The 18,360-nt window shown below is 43.6% G+C and carries 16 protein-coding genes; 5 read left to right on the top strand and 11 right to left on the bottom strand.

All coding sequences use genetic code 11. The features are described from left to right. Positions 1-98: 98 nt before the first annotated feature. From BM003_RS07580 to cyoE, 3 genes are all read right to left on the bottom strand, one after another. Positions 99-635: a spore germination YkwD domain-containing protein gene (locus tag BM003_RS07580; RefSeq protein WP_093671719.1), complete on the bottom strand. Its 537-nt coding sequence runs from the start codon at positions 633-635 to the stop codon at positions 99-101. A gap of 100 nt (positions 636-735) precedes the next feature. Further along, positions 736-1,269, bottom strand: a complete 534-nt coding sequence (locus BM003_RS07575) for a GNAT family N-acetyltransferase (protein WP_093671717.1) — start codon at positions 1,267-1,269, stop codon at positions 736-738. Between the two features lie 163 nt (positions 1,270-1,432). Then, entirely contained in the window at positions 1,433-2,359 is a 927-nt protein-coding gene (gene cyoE, locus BM003_RS07570; RefSeq protein ID WP_093671715.1) for a heme o synthase, read from the bottom strand. A 336-nt stretch (positions 2,360-2,695) separates the two neighbouring features. Between cyoE and BM003_RS07565 the strand changes: the two genes are divergently transcribed. Further along, positions 2,696-3,619 (top strand): COX15/CtaA family protein, encoded by a 924-nt coding sequence (locus tag BM003_RS07565; protein WP_093671713.1) that lies wholly within the window; start codon positions 2,696-2,698, stop codon positions 3,617-3,619. A gap of 97 nt (positions 3,620-3,716) precedes the next feature. Here BM003_RS07565 and pyc read toward each other — a convergent pair whose 3' ends face one another. The 3 genes from pyc to BM003_RS07550 form a co-directional block, all read right to left on the bottom strand. Further along, a complete protein-coding gene (pyc, locus tag BM003_RS07560) occupies positions 3,717-7,160 on the bottom strand; it encodes a pyruvate carboxylase (protein ID WP_093671711.1) in 3,444 nt (1,147 codons plus the stop codon). Continuing rightward, a complete protein-coding gene (locus BM003_RS07555; RefSeq protein ID WP_093671835.1) occupies positions 7,141-8,307 on the bottom strand; it encodes an FtsW/RodA/SpoVE family cell cycle protein in 1,167 nt (388 codons plus the stop codon). The genes pyc and BM003_RS07555 overlap by 20 nt, the downstream gene beginning before the upstream one ends. A 201-nt stretch (positions 8,308-8,508) precedes the next feature. Further along, positions 8,509-8,790: an Fpa/YlaN family protein gene (locus BM003_RS07550; RefSeq protein ID WP_093671709.1), complete on the bottom strand. Its 282-nt coding sequence runs from the start codon at positions 8,788-8,790 to the stop codon at positions 8,509-8,511. Positions 8,791-8,968: 178 nt separating this feature from the next. Between BM003_RS07550 and BM003_RS07545 the strand changes: the two genes are divergently transcribed. Both BM003_RS07545 and BM003_RS07540 read left to right on the top strand, forming a co-directional pair. Then, a complete protein-coding gene (locus BM003_RS07545; protein WP_093671707.1) occupies positions 8,969-9,181 on the top strand; it encodes a YlaI family protein in 213 nt (70 codons plus the stop codon). Positions 9,182-9,657: 476 nt separating this feature from the next. Continuing rightward, the gene (locus tag BM003_RS07540; protein ID WP_093671705.1) at positions 9,658-10,260 is read left to right on the top strand and encodes a helix-turn-helix domain-containing protein; all 603 of its coding nucleotides are present in this window, start codon (positions 9,658-9,660) and stop codon (positions 10,258-10,260) included. Between the two features lie 991 nt (positions 10,261-11,251). Here the strand turns inward: BM003_RS07540 and typA are convergent. Further along, the gene (typA, locus tag BM003_RS07535; RefSeq protein ID WP_093671703.1) at positions 11,252-13,105 is read right to left on the bottom strand and encodes a translational GTPase TypA; all 1,854 of its coding nucleotides are present in this window, start codon (positions 13,103-13,105) and stop codon (positions 11,252-11,254) included. 194 nt (positions 13,106-13,299) lie between these two features. On the opposite strand from typA, the gene BM003_RS07530 reads away from it, so the two are divergent. After that, the gene (locus BM003_RS07530) at positions 13,300-13,482 is read left to right on the top strand and encodes a hypothetical protein (RefSeq protein ID WP_093671701.1); all 183 of its coding nucleotides are present in this window, start codon (positions 13,300-13,302) and stop codon (positions 13,480-13,482) included. Positions 13,483-13,496: 14 nt separating this feature from the next. Here the strand turns inward: BM003_RS07530 and BM003_RS07525 are convergent, their stop codons facing one another. Then, positions 13,497-14,327 carry an inositol monophosphatase family protein gene (locus BM003_RS07525; RefSeq protein WP_093671699.1) on the bottom strand — a complete coding sequence of 277 codons (831 nt, stop codon included), beginning with the start codon at positions 14,325-14,327 and terminating at the stop codon, positions 13,497-13,499. Between the two features lie 210 nt (positions 14,328-14,537). Then, positions 14,538-14,726 carry a hypothetical protein gene (locus BM003_RS07520; protein ID WP_093671697.1) on the bottom strand — a complete coding sequence of 63 codons (189 nt, stop codon included), beginning with the start codon at positions 14,724-14,726 and terminating at the stop codon, positions 14,538-14,540. A gap of 218 nt (positions 14,727-14,944) precedes the next feature. On the opposite strand from BM003_RS07520, the gene BM003_RS07515 reads away from it, so the two are divergent. Then, positions 14,945-15,604, top strand: coding sequence for a YktB family protein (locus BM003_RS07515; protein WP_177184696.1), 660 nt, complete (start codon positions 14,945-14,947; stop codon positions 15,602-15,604). 60 nt (positions 15,605-15,664) lie between these two features. On the opposite strand, the gene lpdA is transcribed toward BM003_RS07515, so the two are convergent. After that, positions 15,665-17,074, bottom strand: coding sequence for a dihydrolipoyl dehydrogenase (lpdA, locus tag BM003_RS07510; RefSeq protein WP_093671693.1), 1,410 nt, complete (start codon positions 17,072-17,074; stop codon positions 15,665-15,667). A gap of 2 nt (positions 17,075-17,076) precedes the next feature. Beyond that, positions 17,077-18,360, bottom strand: coding sequence for a dihydrolipoamide acetyltransferase family protein (locus BM003_RS07505; protein WP_093671691.1), 1,284 nt, complete (start codon positions 18,358-18,360; stop codon positions 17,077-17,079).

The following is an 18,360-nucleotide window of genomic DNA, read 5'->3' as shown; positions in this document are numbered from 1 at the left end:
CCTCCCTTTTGAATCGTTAGTACTCTCTTCCATTATACCAAGCCTTCCATGGCGCGGATAGATACCTCTTGTTGCTTTAGTTACCTAGTCTCCGCGCTCTATTCGCGCGTACTTGTCTCAGTCGATAACAGTACCACCCATACCCTTCCGTTTTTCCCAGAGGCATAACCCGTACCAATACGACGCGGAGCTTTAATCTTGCCGAGCGATTCTGCTTGATGAGACTTTCGCCAAAGTTCGCTCACGGATTCCGCTTTCTTCTTCGTGTGTAGTGTAAACACTTGACTATCGTTTCCCTCGTATCCAAGAGAATTCAGCATCTTGCTAATAGTTGCAGGCTGCTCAGAATTTAGTGACGCAATGCGTTTCGCTTCGATCCTCGCGACGCGGAATAAGTTCCAGTCTGGGTCAAAGCTTTGCAAATGGATGCCTTTTCTTTGCTGATTAATTATTTCGAACAGTTCTCTTTCTGACTGATCAACAGGAGAGAGCTGGCGTTCTGTTTGTAAGTTCGTGTTTTTTTTCGCCGATGCCTGATGCCAAATGCCGGCATAGAGAACAATTCCGGCAACTAAAAAAAATGAGAGAATGATAAGTACTATGCGATTCCTGTTAAACGAGACTGGTAGTTTCATCGAATCGAATTCCTCCTTGACTATCCAGTCCCATCTTAACCAAAACCTTATCTTCATAAACCCGTAAAATCCTATTCTTTCTTAATACATTTACTGAACTTCAGCATAAAAGTTCCTTAATTCTAGTATCTTCTTCATTTTCTTTCAGAATTTTGGCCATGTAAAAACCATCCGTCATCATTCCATCCTTAATAAAAGCAGATTTGCGGATCCCTTCGACTCGATATCCCGAAGCACCAAATAAAAACAGTGCCGGTCGATTATCTAACCCAATACAAGCTTCAATTCTGCGCAACTGATGTGCCAAGGCCCATTTTTCCACGGAATTGAGCATCTTCTTACCGTAACCCTTGCCACGCCAATCCCTGCACAAACCGATGCTGATATGAGCCAGATGCGCCATTTCACGTGACGTATGCCCTTTGAGGACAGCAAACCCGATATCCGCGCGCTCAAGCATGCCGATAAAATAAGCGCTTTTGCTTTGCGTTGTCCGATGTAGTTCCGATGCAAGCGTCTCAACACGTCCATTTCCGGGCTCAAAGCCCAGTTCATATGTTTCCGTGTGTATTTCATGATACAGATTAGAAAGTCTCTCCGCTTCTTGCTCATGAATTTCCCTTATCTTCAGCATGACATGCCCCCTCTAACAACAGTCAAGATAAGTGTATGGTTCGTCCTTTGGAGATATGTCAAACATAGTCTCGTTCTCGCTGTTACAAAGCGGATGATCGAGACATTTCGTACTAACTAAAGAAAAAGCCAGAGGACTAATTTCCTCGGCTTTTCTTTGTTGATTAATTAAAAAAGGTTGAGATGATCATGATTAAAAACAATAAGGTCATATAGTTTAATGAGTAGACAAACATTATTCTTGCCCACTTGATCGTATCCTTGATTAGCAATCCATAAATGGCAAGCCCTAGCCAAGTAAAGCTCAATATTAGAGCGCCTGCCATGTATACCGGTCCAATTGAGTAAAGGAGCAGTGAGGTTGGAACAAGTACGGCTACATAGAATATCATTTGCCGTTTCGTAACTTCAAAGCCTGCAATAACCGGTAGCATTGGAATTCCGGCGCATCTGTACTCCTCCACACGCTTCATTGCGAGCGCTAGGAAGTGTGGTGGCTGCCAAAGAAACAAAACAAGAAACATAATCCATGGGACCGGTGAATTTAGTGAAGGATCGATAGCCGCCCATCCAATGATTGGTGGTACAGCGCCAGCAATACTGCCTACTACAGTGTTCATTGAGTAACTTCTTTTCAACCACATCGTGTAAACAAGAACATACACAAGAAGCCCCAATAAGCCAAATGCCGCTGCAGTAGCTGAAGCCGCCAATAACGAAATCAAACCGGCGACCGATAACGCGAGGCCCATAATCAGCACAGTTTTTCCTCTCATTGTCCCCGTAGCAGAAGGCCGCTCTTGCGTTCGGTTCATTAAAGGATCGATATCCCGATCTATAAAATTATTTAACGAACACCCACCCGCTATAACCAGCGCTGTGCCGAGCATGACAAAAAGGACCGGTGTAATCGAAGTCCATAGACTTTCCCCATTAAACGATAAAGCAAGCCAAACGCCGGTAAACGCTGTCATTAAATTAGAATTTACAATTCCAATTTTTACAGTTGTTAATACATCCTGAACGTTTCTTCTCCACGGCGCTGCGGCACTTGATTCTAATACCTGTTCGCTCGATCCGATTCCTCTCATAGGTACAAAGCCTTCTTTCTTAATAGTCGCTATTTATAAATTTTATATTGTAAAGGAAACACTTTTTGCTTCTTAAGCAACGAGCCGCTTTTAGCGGTGTTGCACTAACAATTCATATTATATATGATCAATCCACATTTGTCTTACGATTAACTCAATGATATTGATCACACAATAAGTGATGATGTGTTTCGTTTTGTGGATATTACGTGTTATTTTTTTGCTTGCTTGATACAAAATGAGCGAAGTATAAGATAAAATTTTTTTATTCTGCTAAAATAGTGAATGCGGTGCCAGGCATTCAGCAAGACTCAAATCAGAAATCAGGTGATACATATGAAAAACCGTATTTTAAAAATTTTAAGCGTCGCCGGCATGCTCTCAGTGCTCATCGTTGTTCTCATGGGCGCACTAGTGACCAATACAGGTTCAGAATATGGCTGTGGAAATAATTGGCCGCTGTGTAACGGTCAAGTCATTCCAAATGCTAAAGCACATCAAACATGGATTGAGTACAGCCATCGCTTGGTTTCAGGAATCGCCTCCATACTTGTAGTAACGCAAGCTGTTTGGTTATGGATTCGATTCAAGAAAGTATGGTGCGGTCGTTTCCTCGTCGCTGCCTCCGTTTTTTTTATTTTTTTGCAAGCCTTCTTGGGTATGGCTGCTGTCTTGTGGGGACAATCATCAATCGTACTCGCCCTCCATTTCGGAATCTCTCTGTTATCATTCGCCAGCATGGTATTACTCACTTGTCTCGTTTTCGAGGATGCCGACCCGGATCGGCACTTGTTCCGTATTTCAGTGCGGAGACCGATGAAGTGGAATTTCGTATTACTTGGCATCTATTCGTATCTTCTTATTTATTCCGGTGCTTTTGTGCGTCACACAGAGTCAAGTCTTGGGTGTACTGACTTCCCGCTTTGCAATGGCCGTCTGCTTCCCGATCCTTTGATCAGCAAAGCCGGCGTAAACTATTTGCATCGCGTTCTCGCGTTCATTCTGCTTGCATGGTTGATTGGCACTTTGATTGTTTCAATCAGAAAATATAAAAATGAAGTACAGCTTTCGAATTTGCTTTTTCTGGCACTTATTTCTGTTTCATTGCAGGCAGTATCCGGTATTTTTATTATTACGACAAGGATGAATTTGCTGTTTCTTCTTCTACACGCGCTATTTGTCACCGCCTTCTTTGGTATATTAACAATTTTGATTCTTTTTGGTTGGCGCCCCAAATCCGGAGCATCACTCAACAGATAGTCACTTACTCCCATATTAGAAAATCAGTAAAAAAAGAGACCCAAAATGGAGAACTTTCCACTTTGGGTCTCTTTCCTTTTCTCTCAGTTAAACAGGATCAATTGAGTTCGATCATCAAATCCCCTGTTTCAATGACATCATTTTCATTAACAAAAACCTTTTTGATCGTTCCGTCAACAGGAGACTGAACGGTTGTCTCCATTTTCATCGCTTCAGTGACAAGCAGATGATCACCTTTCTTAACCCGTTCACCTGAGGAGACCAAAATTTTAACAACAGTTCCGGGCATTGATGCACCGATCTGATGCGGATTATCCTTCTCTGCTTTCGCGTGAGCGACTTCAGAAGACTCAACATTCATATCTTTAATTGAAACCTCTCGCGGTTGACCATTTAATTCATAGTACAATGTCCGCGTGCCATCCTTCTGAGGATGACCGATCGAGATTAGCTTCACTACCAGCATTTTACCTTCTTCAATCGTAACGGAGACCTCTTCCCCAAGGCGCAATCCATAGAAAAAGGTCGGCGTGCCCAATACAGTTGTCTCACCAAATGTGTCGATAAAATGCAGATAGTCAGTATAAACCTTCGGGTAGAGCGCCGCAGACAGTACTTCATGATCTTTAAATTTGCGTTCGAATTTTTCTTCCAAACGCGCTTGAATGTCTGAGAAATTCACCGGTTCAAGATGTTTGCCCGGGCGATCAAACAACGGCTTTCTGCCTTTGAGAATAATACTCTGCAACTCTTTCGGGAATCCCTGGTAGGGCTGACCTAACTCACCCATAAAGAAGTTGACGACGGAATCAGGAAAGTCGAGTGACTGACCTTTTTCGTAGATATTGTCTTCGGTCAAATTGTTCTGAACCATGTATAGAGTCATATCGCCGACAACTTTTGAGGATGGCGTCACCTTAACAATATCGCCAAACAGAAGGTTGACGCGACGGTACATGTCTTTAACTTCTTCAAATCGTTCGCCTAGCCCGACAGCGATCGCCTGCTGGCGCAGATTGCTGTATTGGCCGCCTGGCATCTCAAGTTTATAAATTTCAGCATTAGATGTCTTCATGCCGCTCTCAAACGGGAAGTAATACTGACGTACTTTCTCCCAATAGTGGCTCAGTGATTCAAGCGCGTTTATATCGACATCCGGCTTGCGATCGCTGGCACTGAGTGCATAGTATAACGAGTTTACACTCGGTTGAGAAGTCATACCGGCCATCGCTTCAACGGCGACATCAACAATATCGACACCAGCTTCAATCGCGCGTACATACGTATAAATTCCATTACCGCTTGTATCATGTGTATGCAGATGAATCGGCAAAGAAACCGTATCCTTCAGCTCGGAAATCAACCGATAAGCTGCCTCAGGTTTGAGCAAACCTGCCATATCCTTTATTCCCAGAATATGAGCGCCAGCGTTTTCCAACTCTTTCGCCATTTTTTTATAATAATCTAAATTGTACTTTGTCCGTGATCCATCCAAAATATCGCCGGTATAACATAAAGTCCCCTCAGCAATCTTTCCGCTTTCGATCACCGCGTCAAGAGCGACACGCATCCCTTCAAGCCAGTTCAAGCTGTCAAATACCCGGAAGACATCAACGCCATGCTTTGCCGCTTCTTTAACAAAAGCCTTTATTAGATTATCCGGATAATTTTTATACCCTACCGCATTTGAGCCTCGGAGCAGCATCTGCAACAAAACATTTGGCATTTCCGCTCTGATTTTGTGCAAACGTTCCCAAGGATCTTCTCTTAAAAATCGATAACACGTATCAAAAGTCGCGCCGCCCCAAGCTTCTTCTGAAAATAAATTAGGAAGCAAGTGAGCCGTTTGCGACGCAACCCGAATAATGTCTTTTGTCCTCATGCGCGTTGCGAGCAGACTTTGATGCGCGTCTCGGAACGTTGTATCCGTAAGGAGTACCTGTTTCTGTGCTTTGATCCATTCTGAAACGCCTTGCGCGCCATGTTGTTCCAGAATCTGTTTCGTCCCTCCCGGATAAGGTTCGGAAAGGCGAACATCAGGAATCGGCGGCACATCAAAAACCGGCTTTTTATTTTTCGGGATACCCGGATAACCGTTAATTGTTATGTTGCCGATATAAGTCAGCATCTTAGTACCGCGGTCAAGAATTCGATCAAAGACAAAAAGTTCCGGTGTCGTATCGATAAACGTTGTGGAAACATTGCCCTCAAGAAAATCAGGATGCTGAACCACATTGATTAAGAACGGGATATTCGTCTTAATACCCCTGATCCGGAATTCCTTCAAGTTGCGCAACATTTTTACTGCCGCACTCTTGAACGTGCGTGCGGAAGTAGAAAGCTTTACAAGCAGCGAATCGTAATATGGCGTGATTACGGAACCCGTGAAGGCATTGCCAGCATCAAGTCGAACGCCAAAGCCGCCACCGCTGCGGTAAGCGACGATTTTTCCAGTGTCCGGCATAAACTGATTGCTTGGATCTTCCGTCGTCACACGACATTGAATGGCGAATCCATAGGTACGAATGTCCTTTTGTTCCGGAATCAAGACGGGATCCTCGTGTAATCCGTAACCCTCGGCAATCAGAATTTGAGAAGAAACAATATCAATCCCTGTAACTAATTCTGTAATTGTATGTTCGACCTGAACCCGTGGGTTGACCTCAATAAAATAAAAATCTCCCGACGGTGTCACAAGAAATTCTACTGTTCCTGCATTTAGATAATTTACGCTTTTCATCAAACGAATGGCTGCGTCACATATTTCATGACGTAATTTCTCACCTAGCCCGCGACTCGGCGCGACTTCAACTACCTTTTGATGGCGGCGCTGCACAGAGCAATCGCGTTCATACAAATGAACAATATCACCAGATTGATCCGCCATAATTTGCACTTCAATATGGCGCGGATGATCCAGATACTTTTCAACGTATACGTCTTCCTTGCCAAATGTCTGCTTCGCTTCTGAAGTCGCTCGCGCATAGGCTTCATCAACACCTTGCGCACTGCGGACAATCCGCATTCCACGTCCGCCGCCGCCAAGAACTGCTTTTATAATAATTGGATAACCGTGAGTTGCTCCAAATTCTTTAACATCATTAACCGAAGAGACAGGACCGCCTGACCCTGGAATAACCGGTATATTAGCTTTTATTGCCGCTTCCCTTGCTGCTGCTTTATCGCCAAAGGTGTCAAGATGCTCTGGCCTTGGTCCGACAAAAATGATACCTTCCTCAGCGCAACGTCGTGCAAAGTCGGCATTTTCAGAAAGAAAGCCATAGCCGGGATGAATGGCATCGATGTGATGCGCCTTGGCAACTTCAATAATACTTTCAATGTCCAGATATGCATCAATAGGATTTTTCCCCTGGCCGACCAAATAGGATTCGTCTGCTTTATAACGATGATAGGAGCTGATGTCTTCCTTGGAATAAATGGCAACTGTCCGAATGCCTAGTTCCGTGCAGGCACGGCAAATTCTAATTGCAATTTCGCCACGGTTGGCGATCAACAATCGTTTAATCTTTTGCTTTAACAATCTCTCTCTTCCCTTCTATTTTGCTGTTCGACCTTTTCATATTAACAAATGCAGATATGTTCATTAATACACATACAGAAAAAATCATCATTATTAATGATGAACCACCATAACTAACAAACGGCAGCGTGACACCCGTAATCGGCAGCAGTCCCGTAGCCGCTCCCAAATTGACAAATGTTTGTATGGCCAACATGCTTGAAATACCAATCGCAAGCAGGCTGCCGAACACATCCTTACATCGAATCGCCGTTACAAAACCCCTAAGTACAAGATAAGCCAAACAGAGAATAACGAACAAAATACCGAGCAGACCCAGTTCTTCACCTATTACTGAAATAATAAAATCTGTTTGTGGTTCGGGCAGAAAGCCTGTTTTCTCGATACTTTGCCCTAGACCTCTCCCGGTTAGTCCGCCCGAGGCGATAGCGATATATGAATTAATCAGCTGACGACCTGTGGAATCTGCAACTGAAAAGGGATCGTATGCAGCGGTAAAACGCCCCAATTGGTTACTGCTCAGAAATTTGTTGTAAAAGATCATAACGAAAAGCAGGGCAAATCCGCCTAAAAACAAAAGATGTTTTGTCCTAAGGCCTGCGCAAAGAACCATAATCGTTGAGATGCTGATCAGAATCATTGCTGTACCAAAATCCGGTTGAACAGCGATCAAAGTGAAAAAGATCATAACAACGATGAGCGGCGGAAGAACCGACGTTTTAAAGTCGGCGATCGCATTCTGCTTATTAGAAAAAGTAGATGCTAAATATAAAATAACCGTAATTTTTACAAGCTCCGCAGGCTGAATATTAAACGAACCTAGATGAAACCAAGATTGTGCATTGTTGACAGTGTTTCCTAATCCAAAAAGCATTAAAAGTAAAAACAGTGATACAATAATCAGCGGTTTGACCAGTTTCCGATACGCTTGATAGGGAAGCAGTAAGCCTACAAGTGCTGCAGGCATTGCTGCTACTACCCACATCAGCTGATGAAGAAAAAAGTAACTAGGTGGCTGTGGCTGCTCAAAAAATAGACCCGCCCAAACAGAACCGGCGCTATAAATCATTATTAAACCGAAGCCAACCAGTAGCACCATAACCACAAGAAAAGAATAATCATAATGATGCAACAGCTTTTTCAACATGAGATTCACCTGTCTGATCCATAATCGTTACATCCCGGGAAACCTCCAGAGATCATTGTTACACGTATTGATTGGTTCTGTTCGCTTTCAAATCAGCAACCAGCTCAACACATCTGGTACCTGGCACTATTTCAATGTTCGGCAGACAAAAAAGCCCAAACTACACCCAACGATTTGGCTGCAAGTTTGAGCAATTTGATATTATTTCTGTGTCGATGCTTCGTGAAGCGCGGAAACCTGTCGCTCAAGTGAGCTCAACAATTCTCTGCCTTCATCTGCACGCACAAGACCGAGGCGAACCGCGAAGTCAATCTCCCGGGACAAACCGAACATTTGAGTATCCAATACTTCTTCATACAGGGGGCATTGGGGCATAGTCAAATTATCCATCTGCACTCCTATCAGCTTCAGAATTTTCTGTGCGTCGGCCTGCAACAATTCATAGGCTTTTTCTCGTTTGCCTATCTTTATTTCGACTGACATTCTGCTCCCCCCTTGTCTCAATTGCTTGCCTAAATTTTATCTTACCCTCTGTTATGCTAAAATGCAAGATTAATCACAATTCACCTTTGTATATGATCAACTAGTCACACGGCTCTAGCCTGCCGTACTTCACTAACTATACCAAAACCTGCTATACTATCTCCAAGGAGGTTTTTTCATGCAAGTTAAATGCGCTCTATGTGAAAAGCTCTGTCAAATCGATAATCAATCCGCGATCGCTAAGCGGCTCAAAAATCGGCCGATTCATACGTATCTCTGTGATTCGTGCAACAAAAGAATTGGCGAACGGACCCGCGCTCGTTGGGCGACCGGAAAGTTTACGTTGCACCTTCCTATAAGCGAAGAGAAAAAGAAAAGCAAACGTTCCTGATTAAAGAACAGTCAATTATGATGAGAACAGAAAAAGTTTGCGCTATAAGCTACGTCCACAATAAAGAAGTATTTGTTCAGCATACGCCATAGTCAATTGGGTCTATGGCGTATGCTGTTTCTTTCGTTCATTTCCAGAAGTACAATCACACCAATACAGCTATAATAGACTTCTACCTGCTGCACTTAATTTCGGCTGCCCTTGTCTGGAGCGTGAACAATGACTCATTGATTTCGGTAGGTGTTTTCCCCGTGGTAAGGAAACAGTCGACGCCAGAGCCTGTTCTTCGTGCCCAGTCAGTTCTGCCATGCCGCCACCTTTCACCTTTGCGTAGGCATCCAAATATTAATTTTGGAATGCTACGCAACGTTGCAAAGATGATACAAAGCGTTTCTTAATAAAAATTAATTCCATAGTACAATGAACGTGTAGCAAGTTAAATGCTCGAATCGTTCGATTTAAGGAGGTAGTACTTTATGACTTTAGGTGAAAAAATTAAAGAGGCAAGAGCAGCGGGTGGACTTACTCAAGAGGAATTGGCAAGCAAGCTGATGGTATCTCGCCAGGCTGTTACAAAATGGGAAACAGACAAAGGCATTCCAGATGTTGAAAACTTAAAATTAATTTCAAACTTACTTGGCATTAGTGTTGATTATTTATTAGACGATAAAGAACGTTTGGAAAAATCCATAATTAGGGAATCAATTACCCTGTCTCAATACGGCAGGAAGAGAAAAAAAGTAATAAAAGATAAGGTTGTGCGGGAAAAATATCCAAATGCCGTAATTCATACGTTGATGGGAATTCAGAAGAATACGAAACAGGAAAAAATAATTGATAACTTAGTAGGATTTTTGACTGATGCGCCATTCGGAATCCCTAACATAATCAACAACGTGAAAAATATAGATAAGGAATTTTATTTGGTGTTGAAAGGAGACAAGCAATTTTTTGTGATCGTTACCGATGAATTTATCGAAAGCAGACAAATGGTTCACAAAGTTATAAATCAAAAGAATGAAAAGTTTGAAATTGATCATTTTCAATTCACAAATTGCGGACCAATTGTAAATGCATAATATAGAAAAGAAATAATAGAGGCAGTCACCCTTACAGCTTAATCCTCCCCTCATTAGAAAAACCGGACAGAAATCGCCCGGTTTTTACTGTGCTTGAACAGACATTTCTATTTCACACTGGTAGGAAAGTATAAGTCAACATTTAAAAGAAACGAGCGTAAGCGTAACCAAGCCTCTGTCTGCGCCAAGGCTTGCCAATCGGCAAGTTTTCTAACAAATCATTTTGAACCTTAATTAACTAATCGAGTAGGAGGAGATAATTTCTCCGACCTCTCACACCACCGTACGTACGGATCCGTATACGGCGGTTCCTTAGCTTGCGTGCAGACGCTCATACTGTTGAAGCCAATCTTTCATACCCCAACAAGTGAGCTTTTTGTTCGTCACAGCCCGGTGCATCGTTTTTCTGAGAAAGACGCCAGTATCCCTTTCGGCTCGCCGCCAGTTTCAAGGATTCATCATGATCAATGCCTAGCTTTGCCTCCGGCTTCCTTCAGATTCCTCCTCACAATGGACCCCTTACCTTTAGCTAACAGTCCCTACTGCCAAGCCTATAGCGGACTTTCACCGCCAAGCTGTCGTCCATGCCGGGCGCACACGAGTAAAATAAGCGGAGATTTTCCGCTTATTTGCATCATGGCGCCTGTTTTACAGGTAAATAAGGGTAATTTTTCCGCTTATGCACAGAAAAGCCCTCCATTTTCACGTTTTTCGATTCGATAAGCGGAATTTTTCCGTTTATTTCTCAGATTGGCCTCTAACCTGATCACCCAATCGCGGATCTTATGACCTTAATGTCGTACCAGCAAGGCAAAACGCTAAATTTTCTTCGCCTGAAAAAAAAGCGGACAAACAGCTTTACGCCGATTGTCCGTTTTTTTTATACGTTCCTTGACATTTGCCGACTGCCCAATCTGAATGTTCCTTGATGCTTCTTTGTTGGGTGCCGACTAAAAGTCGCAGCCGTTTTTTATGTTTTAAGTTTTGAAGATCAGCCGTTGAACTTAGGAATTTTACTTCCGCGTCTTTCGAAACGCTCACGTTCACCCTTATTTAAGATCTTCTTGCGCATACGAACGCTCTTCGGTGTGATTTCACAATATTCATCATCGTTCAAATAGGATAGTGAATCTTCAAGAGACAATTTACGTGCTTCTTTCAACGTCACCGTTTGATCCTTATTCGACGAACGTACGTTCGATGCATGTTTAGCCTTTGTTACGTTTACCGTCAAATCATTTTCGCGGTTATGTTCACCAACGATCATTCCTTCGTAGACGTTGACGCCAGGACCAACAAACATTTCACCGCGATCTTCAAGAGCCGCTAAGGAATAAGCAGTTGTTTGACCCTGATCCATAGAAATGAGCACTCCGTTGCGGCGTCCGCCGATTTCTTCTTTGATGAACGGAGCGAAGTGATCAAATGTATGGTTCAGAATTCCATAACCGCGTGTGTCCGCCATGAACTGACGGTTATAACCAATCAAACCACGAGAAGGAATCATGAACGTCAGACGTGTCTGTCCCGGTTGTTCCTGCCTCATATCTTTCAACTCGGCCTTACGTTTCCCCATTGATTCAATAACTGCGCCCAAATAATCTTCAGGCACATCAATTTGGACGGCTTCATAAGGTTCGCACAGCTTTCCGTCAACTTCTTTTGTGATAACACTTGGTTTCGACACAGACAATTCATAGCCTTCACGACGCATCGTTTCAATCAGAATCGACAAGTGAAGTTCGCCACGTCCGGACACTATCCAAGAATCATGCGAGATTGAGTCCGATTCAACCTTCAAGCTGACGTCACGTTCCATCTCGGAAAGAAGACGATCTTCAATCTTTCGGCTCGTGACATGGTCACCTTCCTGTCCCGCAAACGGGCTCGTATTCGGAAGGAATGTCATCTTCAAGGTCGGTTCGTCGATACGCAATGGAGCAAGCGGATCCACATGGTCAACATCATTGATTGTGTCACCAATATCAATATCCGAAACGCCGGTAATCGCAATAATATCACCTGAGTACGCTTCTTCAATTTCTGTTCTCTTCAGAGCATGATAACCAAACAGCTTAGTGATCCGGAACTTTTCTACGCTCTTTCCGCCGTCTTTAACCAAAACCGCTTCTTCGCCAAGCTTAATCTTGCCACGATAAATGCGACCGATACCGATACGGCCAACATAGTCATTATAGTCGAGCATCGTAACTTGGAACTGCAAGCTTTCGTCACGATTTTCAACAGGGGCAGGAGCGTATTTCAGAATCATATCCAAAACAACGCTCATATCCTGATCAACGTGTTCCGGATCCGTACCCGCAACGCCATTCACCGCTGAAGTGTACACAACAGGGAATTCGAGCTGATCTTCGTCGGCACCAAGGTCAATAAATAAGTCAATAACTTCATCGACAACTTCCGCAGGTCTTGCCATTGGCTTGTCGATTTTATTGACGACAACAATCGGCTTCAGGTGTTCTTCCAAGGCTTTCTTCAATACAAACCGTGTTTGCGGCATGCATCCTTCATAAGCATCGACAAGCAAAAGAACGCTGTCTACCATCTTCATGATGCGTTCAACTTCACCACCAAAATCGGCGTGTCCGGGCGTATCCACAATATTTATTGTATGGTCTTTATAAGAAAGACTCGTATTCTTCGCCAATATTGTAATGCCGCGTTCCCGTTCAATTGCGTTTGAGTCCATTGCGCGTTCGTTAATGTGTTGATTCTTACGGAAAGTACCCGATTGCATCAACAATTTGTCAACCAAAGTTGTTTTGCCGTGGTCGACGTGTGCGATAATCGCGATATTCCGCAATTCTTCCCTAAATTTTGTCATTTATTCTTTACTCTCCTCATAATATCCAATCGCTTCGCGTGAGATAGCCGAAACATACACATGCAAATTATTCTCTCACAATAAACTGTAAGTTGTCAATTTTTTCTGCAGCCGTCGAAAAAAATTTTGTGGGAATTGCGTATCCTTTGTGCTTTATTATTATTCGTTTTATTCTAGCTTAAGGAGATGATATTATGTTCCGCCGATTTCTTTATTTGATTATTTTCATCGTCGCTGTTTGTCTTGCAGGAATTGCTGCAGGTATGATTTTCTCGCGCCCGCTGCTCACTTTGCTCTCGGCATTTGCTGTCATTATATTCATGTGGCTAGGCTTCATGGTAAAGGCGATGGAGCAGAAAAGGAAACTTCACAAGTAATTTTCTATGATGGCTTACTTCGGCTCGCTGATAATTTTTCCTTTTTTGACCTGTTTCTGAATATGATCGACTATATAGGCATGAAGACCGGGGCGTGCGGCTAATACAGATGTTTTTTCTAGAATGTCAATAGGCGTTCCATCGGCTCTTGAATAACAGCCGCCGACTTCACTTAAGAGGATTAACCCTGCCCCATAATCCCATGGTGAGAGCCGCATTGTGAAATACGCGTCCAGATAACCGGCGGCAACATAGGCAAGTTCTAGCGATGCCGCTCCATAGGCACGCGTTCCGCTGCTGCGCCTTACAATGTCTGTCATGATTTCTTCATCAATTCTGCGATTGGGCTTTAACCATGTCGCACTCAGGTCAATCAGCGCGTTCTCGATCGTCACTTCTGTTAGTTTAGGCAGTTTTTTGGCATTCTGGTAGGCACCGTGACCCGTCAAACAATGAAACAATTCGTCCCCCATGACATCATAGATGAACGCCGCCTTGCCCTTACCATTTTCATAAATGCCAATGGATATCGCAAAAAAGCGCTTTTGCATGACAAAGTTCAAGGTTCCGTCAATTGGATCGAGCAGCCAGAGAACTCCTGTTTTATCCTTAACCCCATCGCCGTAACCTTCTTCTGATATAATTTTATCATCAGGATATGCTGTTCTGATTTTCTCGACAAGGTATCGTTCAATCGAACGATCCATATTTGTCACTAAATCATTGTGTGCGCTTTTTTCACTGATTTCAAGCGGCAGAGATAACGAGTCTCTCAATTGATCCGCTGCTTCTTTGATCCAATCGCTTACTTGTTTTCCAAGAACCATCCAATCTCTATGTTCCATTCATCGCTCACTCCGATCCCGCATCATCCAGTCAGTTCTCAAATAACTTTCCAAGTTCTGCCACTGCAACTTATCTCATTAAAAATAATAGTACATCATTTTGAAGCAAAAAGAAAAACCACCGCCTGGGGTTAACGGTGATCGAGATACTTAGACACTGCTCTATTTACCATTTTAAAAAGATGAAACTTACAATACTAAAGTGCGATCCTAGATTTCGAGAAGCAGCATTTCACGACGCAACGCTTCCAGTCTTTTCTTACATTGATCAATGGTTTTGTAATCTTTTTTTATTAGTGCCTGGTGCAGTGTCGTAAGCTCTGTGTCAATTGCGACGCGTACTTGAGGAATTCTCTTTTCCGCATCCTTCCTGTTCAGAGTCTGATTAATCTGTTTCATGGCGGATGCCACATCCCTTCACTTTTATTTCCAAAAAGGGTTAACGAACAGGATACTAATTAACTACCCGATTTTTTTCTAATTGTTCTTCTAGTTTATGCGAATACATCATGCGTATTGCCATAAAAAGCACCGTTTTTAAAAAGAACCGAACCTAAATTTTTGATTCGAGCTGTGATAAACTATAAATGATATTGCCTGAAGAAAGGATGGACAAAATGTCACAAAGCGGTTTCACAGAACACGATTTCGAATTAATGCGTTTGCCTGGTTTAGAAAATCGGATGCACGCGATTCGTGAGCAGATACAGCCGAAGTTCAGTCGTTTGGCTGATCATTTGGCTTCTTTTTTAAATGAGCGTGCCGAGATGCCTTTTTATCCCCATATCGCCCGCCACGCGCGTCGTACCGTCAATCCTCCGGATAGCACTTGGCTGGCGATTGCTCAGGACAAAAGAGGCTATAAAAAATATCCGCATTTTCAATTTGGCATTTGGCCAACACATTTATTTTTCTGGTTGGCGATTATTGAAGAATATCCAGACAAAAAAAACTTTGGCGATGCTCTGCTTGGACGCCTTCCGGAGATCTTCCAGTCAACACCTCCCTATTTTTCGTGGTCTGCGGATCATATGAAGGATGAAACTATGCTTCATCACGATCTTGATGAACACCAATTAGAGCAATTATTTTTGCGCTTGACAAAGATAAAAAAAGCAGAGTTGCTTTGCGGTGTCGTTATTTCCAAACAGGAAGCGATCACTAAAACTGAAAATGATCTTACCTCTTATTTGGAAGAACAAGTGACAAGATTACTCCCCCTATACACATTAGCCCGTTCATGTTCCGGATTATCTGTAACTGGAATGAACGTTTAAGATCTAAACCCAAACACCCTGAGCGAGAGAAGCACTCAGGGTGTTTGGGTTATTCACTTTTTATTTCGCTATATGAATTGGGTGACCGAGAACCACGTCAGCTGCTTCCATCGCGATTTCACCTAGTGTTGGATGCGCATGTATCGTTAACGCAATGTCCTCAACAGTCATACCGGATTCTATGGCCAAACCAAATTCCGCAATCATGTCACTGGCACTGGTACCGACAATTTGCGCACCAAGAACCAACCCATCTGAAGCGCGGGATACTATTTTTAAAAAGCCGTCTGACTCGCCAAGGGAAAGCGCACGTCCGTTTGCCGCAAATGGGAACTGGCCGGTTTTCACTTCATACCCTTCTTTGACCGCTTCTTCTTCGGATAATCCAACGGACGCAATTTCAGGATCTGAGAAAACTACGGCAGGCATCGCCCGATAATCGACTTCCGACGCTTCGCCGCTAATCGCTTCTGCGGCAATTTTCCCTTCATAGGAAGCCTTGTGAGCGAGCGCGAGACCGGGCACAATATCGCCAATTGCGTAAATCTTATCGTTTGATGTCTTACCTTGTTTGTCGACATTGATAAGGCCACGTTCGGCGAGCTCGACACCCGCTAAATCCAGACCGAGGTCTTTGGTATTTGATCGGCGTCCAACGGTAACCATGACGTAATCCGCATCAAAAACTTGTGCTTTTCCTTTGACTTCAGCAGTCACAGCAACACCTGTCTCCGATTCCTCAACACCCTTTGCCAAGGCGTTCGTATAAATGGTAACACCTTTTGCCTTGAGCTTCTTTTTCACGGGAGCAATTAACCGCTTTTCAAAAGCAGGCAAAATAGAAGGTGTTCCCTCCAGGATCACGACTTCGGTACCAAATCCCGCGAACGCTGAGCTTAATTCAATACCGATGTATCCGCCGCCGATTACTACCATTTTCTTAGGTACTTCTTTTAATGCAAGGGCGCCGGTTGAAGACAGAACACGATTGCTCCACTTAAACCCGGGAATTTCAATGGGACTTGAACCCGTCGCAATGATGCAATGATTGAATTTATAGCGTGATGATTCATAGCCATGATTGACACGAACAACATCTGTATCAACGAATAAAGCTTCACCTTCAACAAGTTCAATACCATGGGCTTTGAAAAGACCTTTTACGCCTCCGGTCAGGCGCTCAACGACTTGACCTTTCCATTCTTGAACCTTCAGAAAGTCAATAGTCACGTTCTCAGCTTTAACTCCAAAAGCTTCAGAATGATTCATCTGCTCAAAACGATGGCTTGCTGAGATCAGAGCTTTTGAAGGAATACAGCCTACATTGAGACAGACACCTCCGACATGCTCTTTTTCAATGACGATTACGCTTTGCCCTAGCTGCGCTGCGCGAATTGCGGCAACATAGCCACCAGGTCCGGCTCCAATGACGACAGTATCTACTTCTGTGGTAAATTCTCCTACTACCATCTCTACCCCTCCAAGATAAGGCGTTGTGGATCAATTAACAACCTTTTTATTTTGTTCATTGCCCTCTGAGCTGTCGCACCGTCGATCAGACGGTGATCGAAGCTCATAGACAGAGCAAGCATAGGTGCAGCGACAATCTCTCCATCACGAATGATGGCCTTTTCCGAGATCCTTCCGACTCCTAGAATGGCGGACTCAGGCTGATTAATCACAGGGGTAAACCATTGGCCGCCTTCAGAGCCAATATTCGAAATTGTACACGTTCCGCCTTTCATATCCTCTGGAGTCAGTTTACCTGTACGCGCTTTTTCCGCTAAGTGTTGAATTTCAGTGGCGATCGCGTACATAGACTTTGATTCCGCACGTTTAACTACCGGCACTACCAGTCCTGCATCCGTATTTGCCGCAATGCCGATATTATAATAATGTTTATAAATTATTTCCTGATTCTCTTCATCAAGGGAAGCATTAAGCATTGGGAACTCCTTAAGTGCTGAAACGAGCGCTTTTACAATATACGGAAGATAGGTCAACTTTACGCCAATCTCTTGTGCTTCCTGCTTAAAACGTTTTCGATGAGCCACAAGTTTCGTCACATCCACATCATCCATTAGTGTGACATGTGGCGCAGTTTGCATCGAATGAGACGTAGCTCGCGCAATTGCTCGTCTCATGCCGATAAATTTTTCACGACTCTCTGTTCCGCTTTCTTGAAAAATTTGAAGAGCATCTTCATTCTCTGCCGTCTTCTCTGTCAATTTCTCCGATGCTTCCTGATTCGCGTCATGCTTCTCTTCAGGCGCAGTCAGGAAATGGTCAATATCTTCTTTCAGGATACGTCCGTTTCGACCGGTTCCCGATATGAGTTTAATGTTGACTCCATGGTCTCTAGCATATTTTCGTACAGATGGCATAGCAATTACACTTGCGGATTGGGTCTCTCCACGAGAGTCATCCTCTGTTGGTATCACCGTCGAATTTTCCTGTTCCGCCGCGGCAAATTGACTAGCTTCCTCTTGCGGCGCATGATCGGCTTCGTTGTCTGCCTCATCTGATTGAAGTGTAATGACCACTGTTCCTACTTCAACGACTTGACCTTCCTCAGCATTCAGTTCCAGAACTGTCCCGTTTACAGGGGAAGGGATTTCGACAACCGCTTTATCATTTTGAACCTCTGCCAACGGATCATCCTCATGGACGGTATCCCCTGGTTTCACAAACCATTTCAGAATTTCACCTTCGTGGATTCCTTCACCAATGTCCGGCAGTTTAAACAAATAGGCCAA

This window comes from Sporolactobacillus nakayamae (assembly GCF_900113325.1).
GTDB lineage: Bacteria > Bacillota > Bacilli > Bacillales > Sporolactobacillaceae > Sporolactobacillus > Sporolactobacillus nakayamae.
This window is presented reverse-complemented; position numbering and strand designations above follow the sequence as displayed.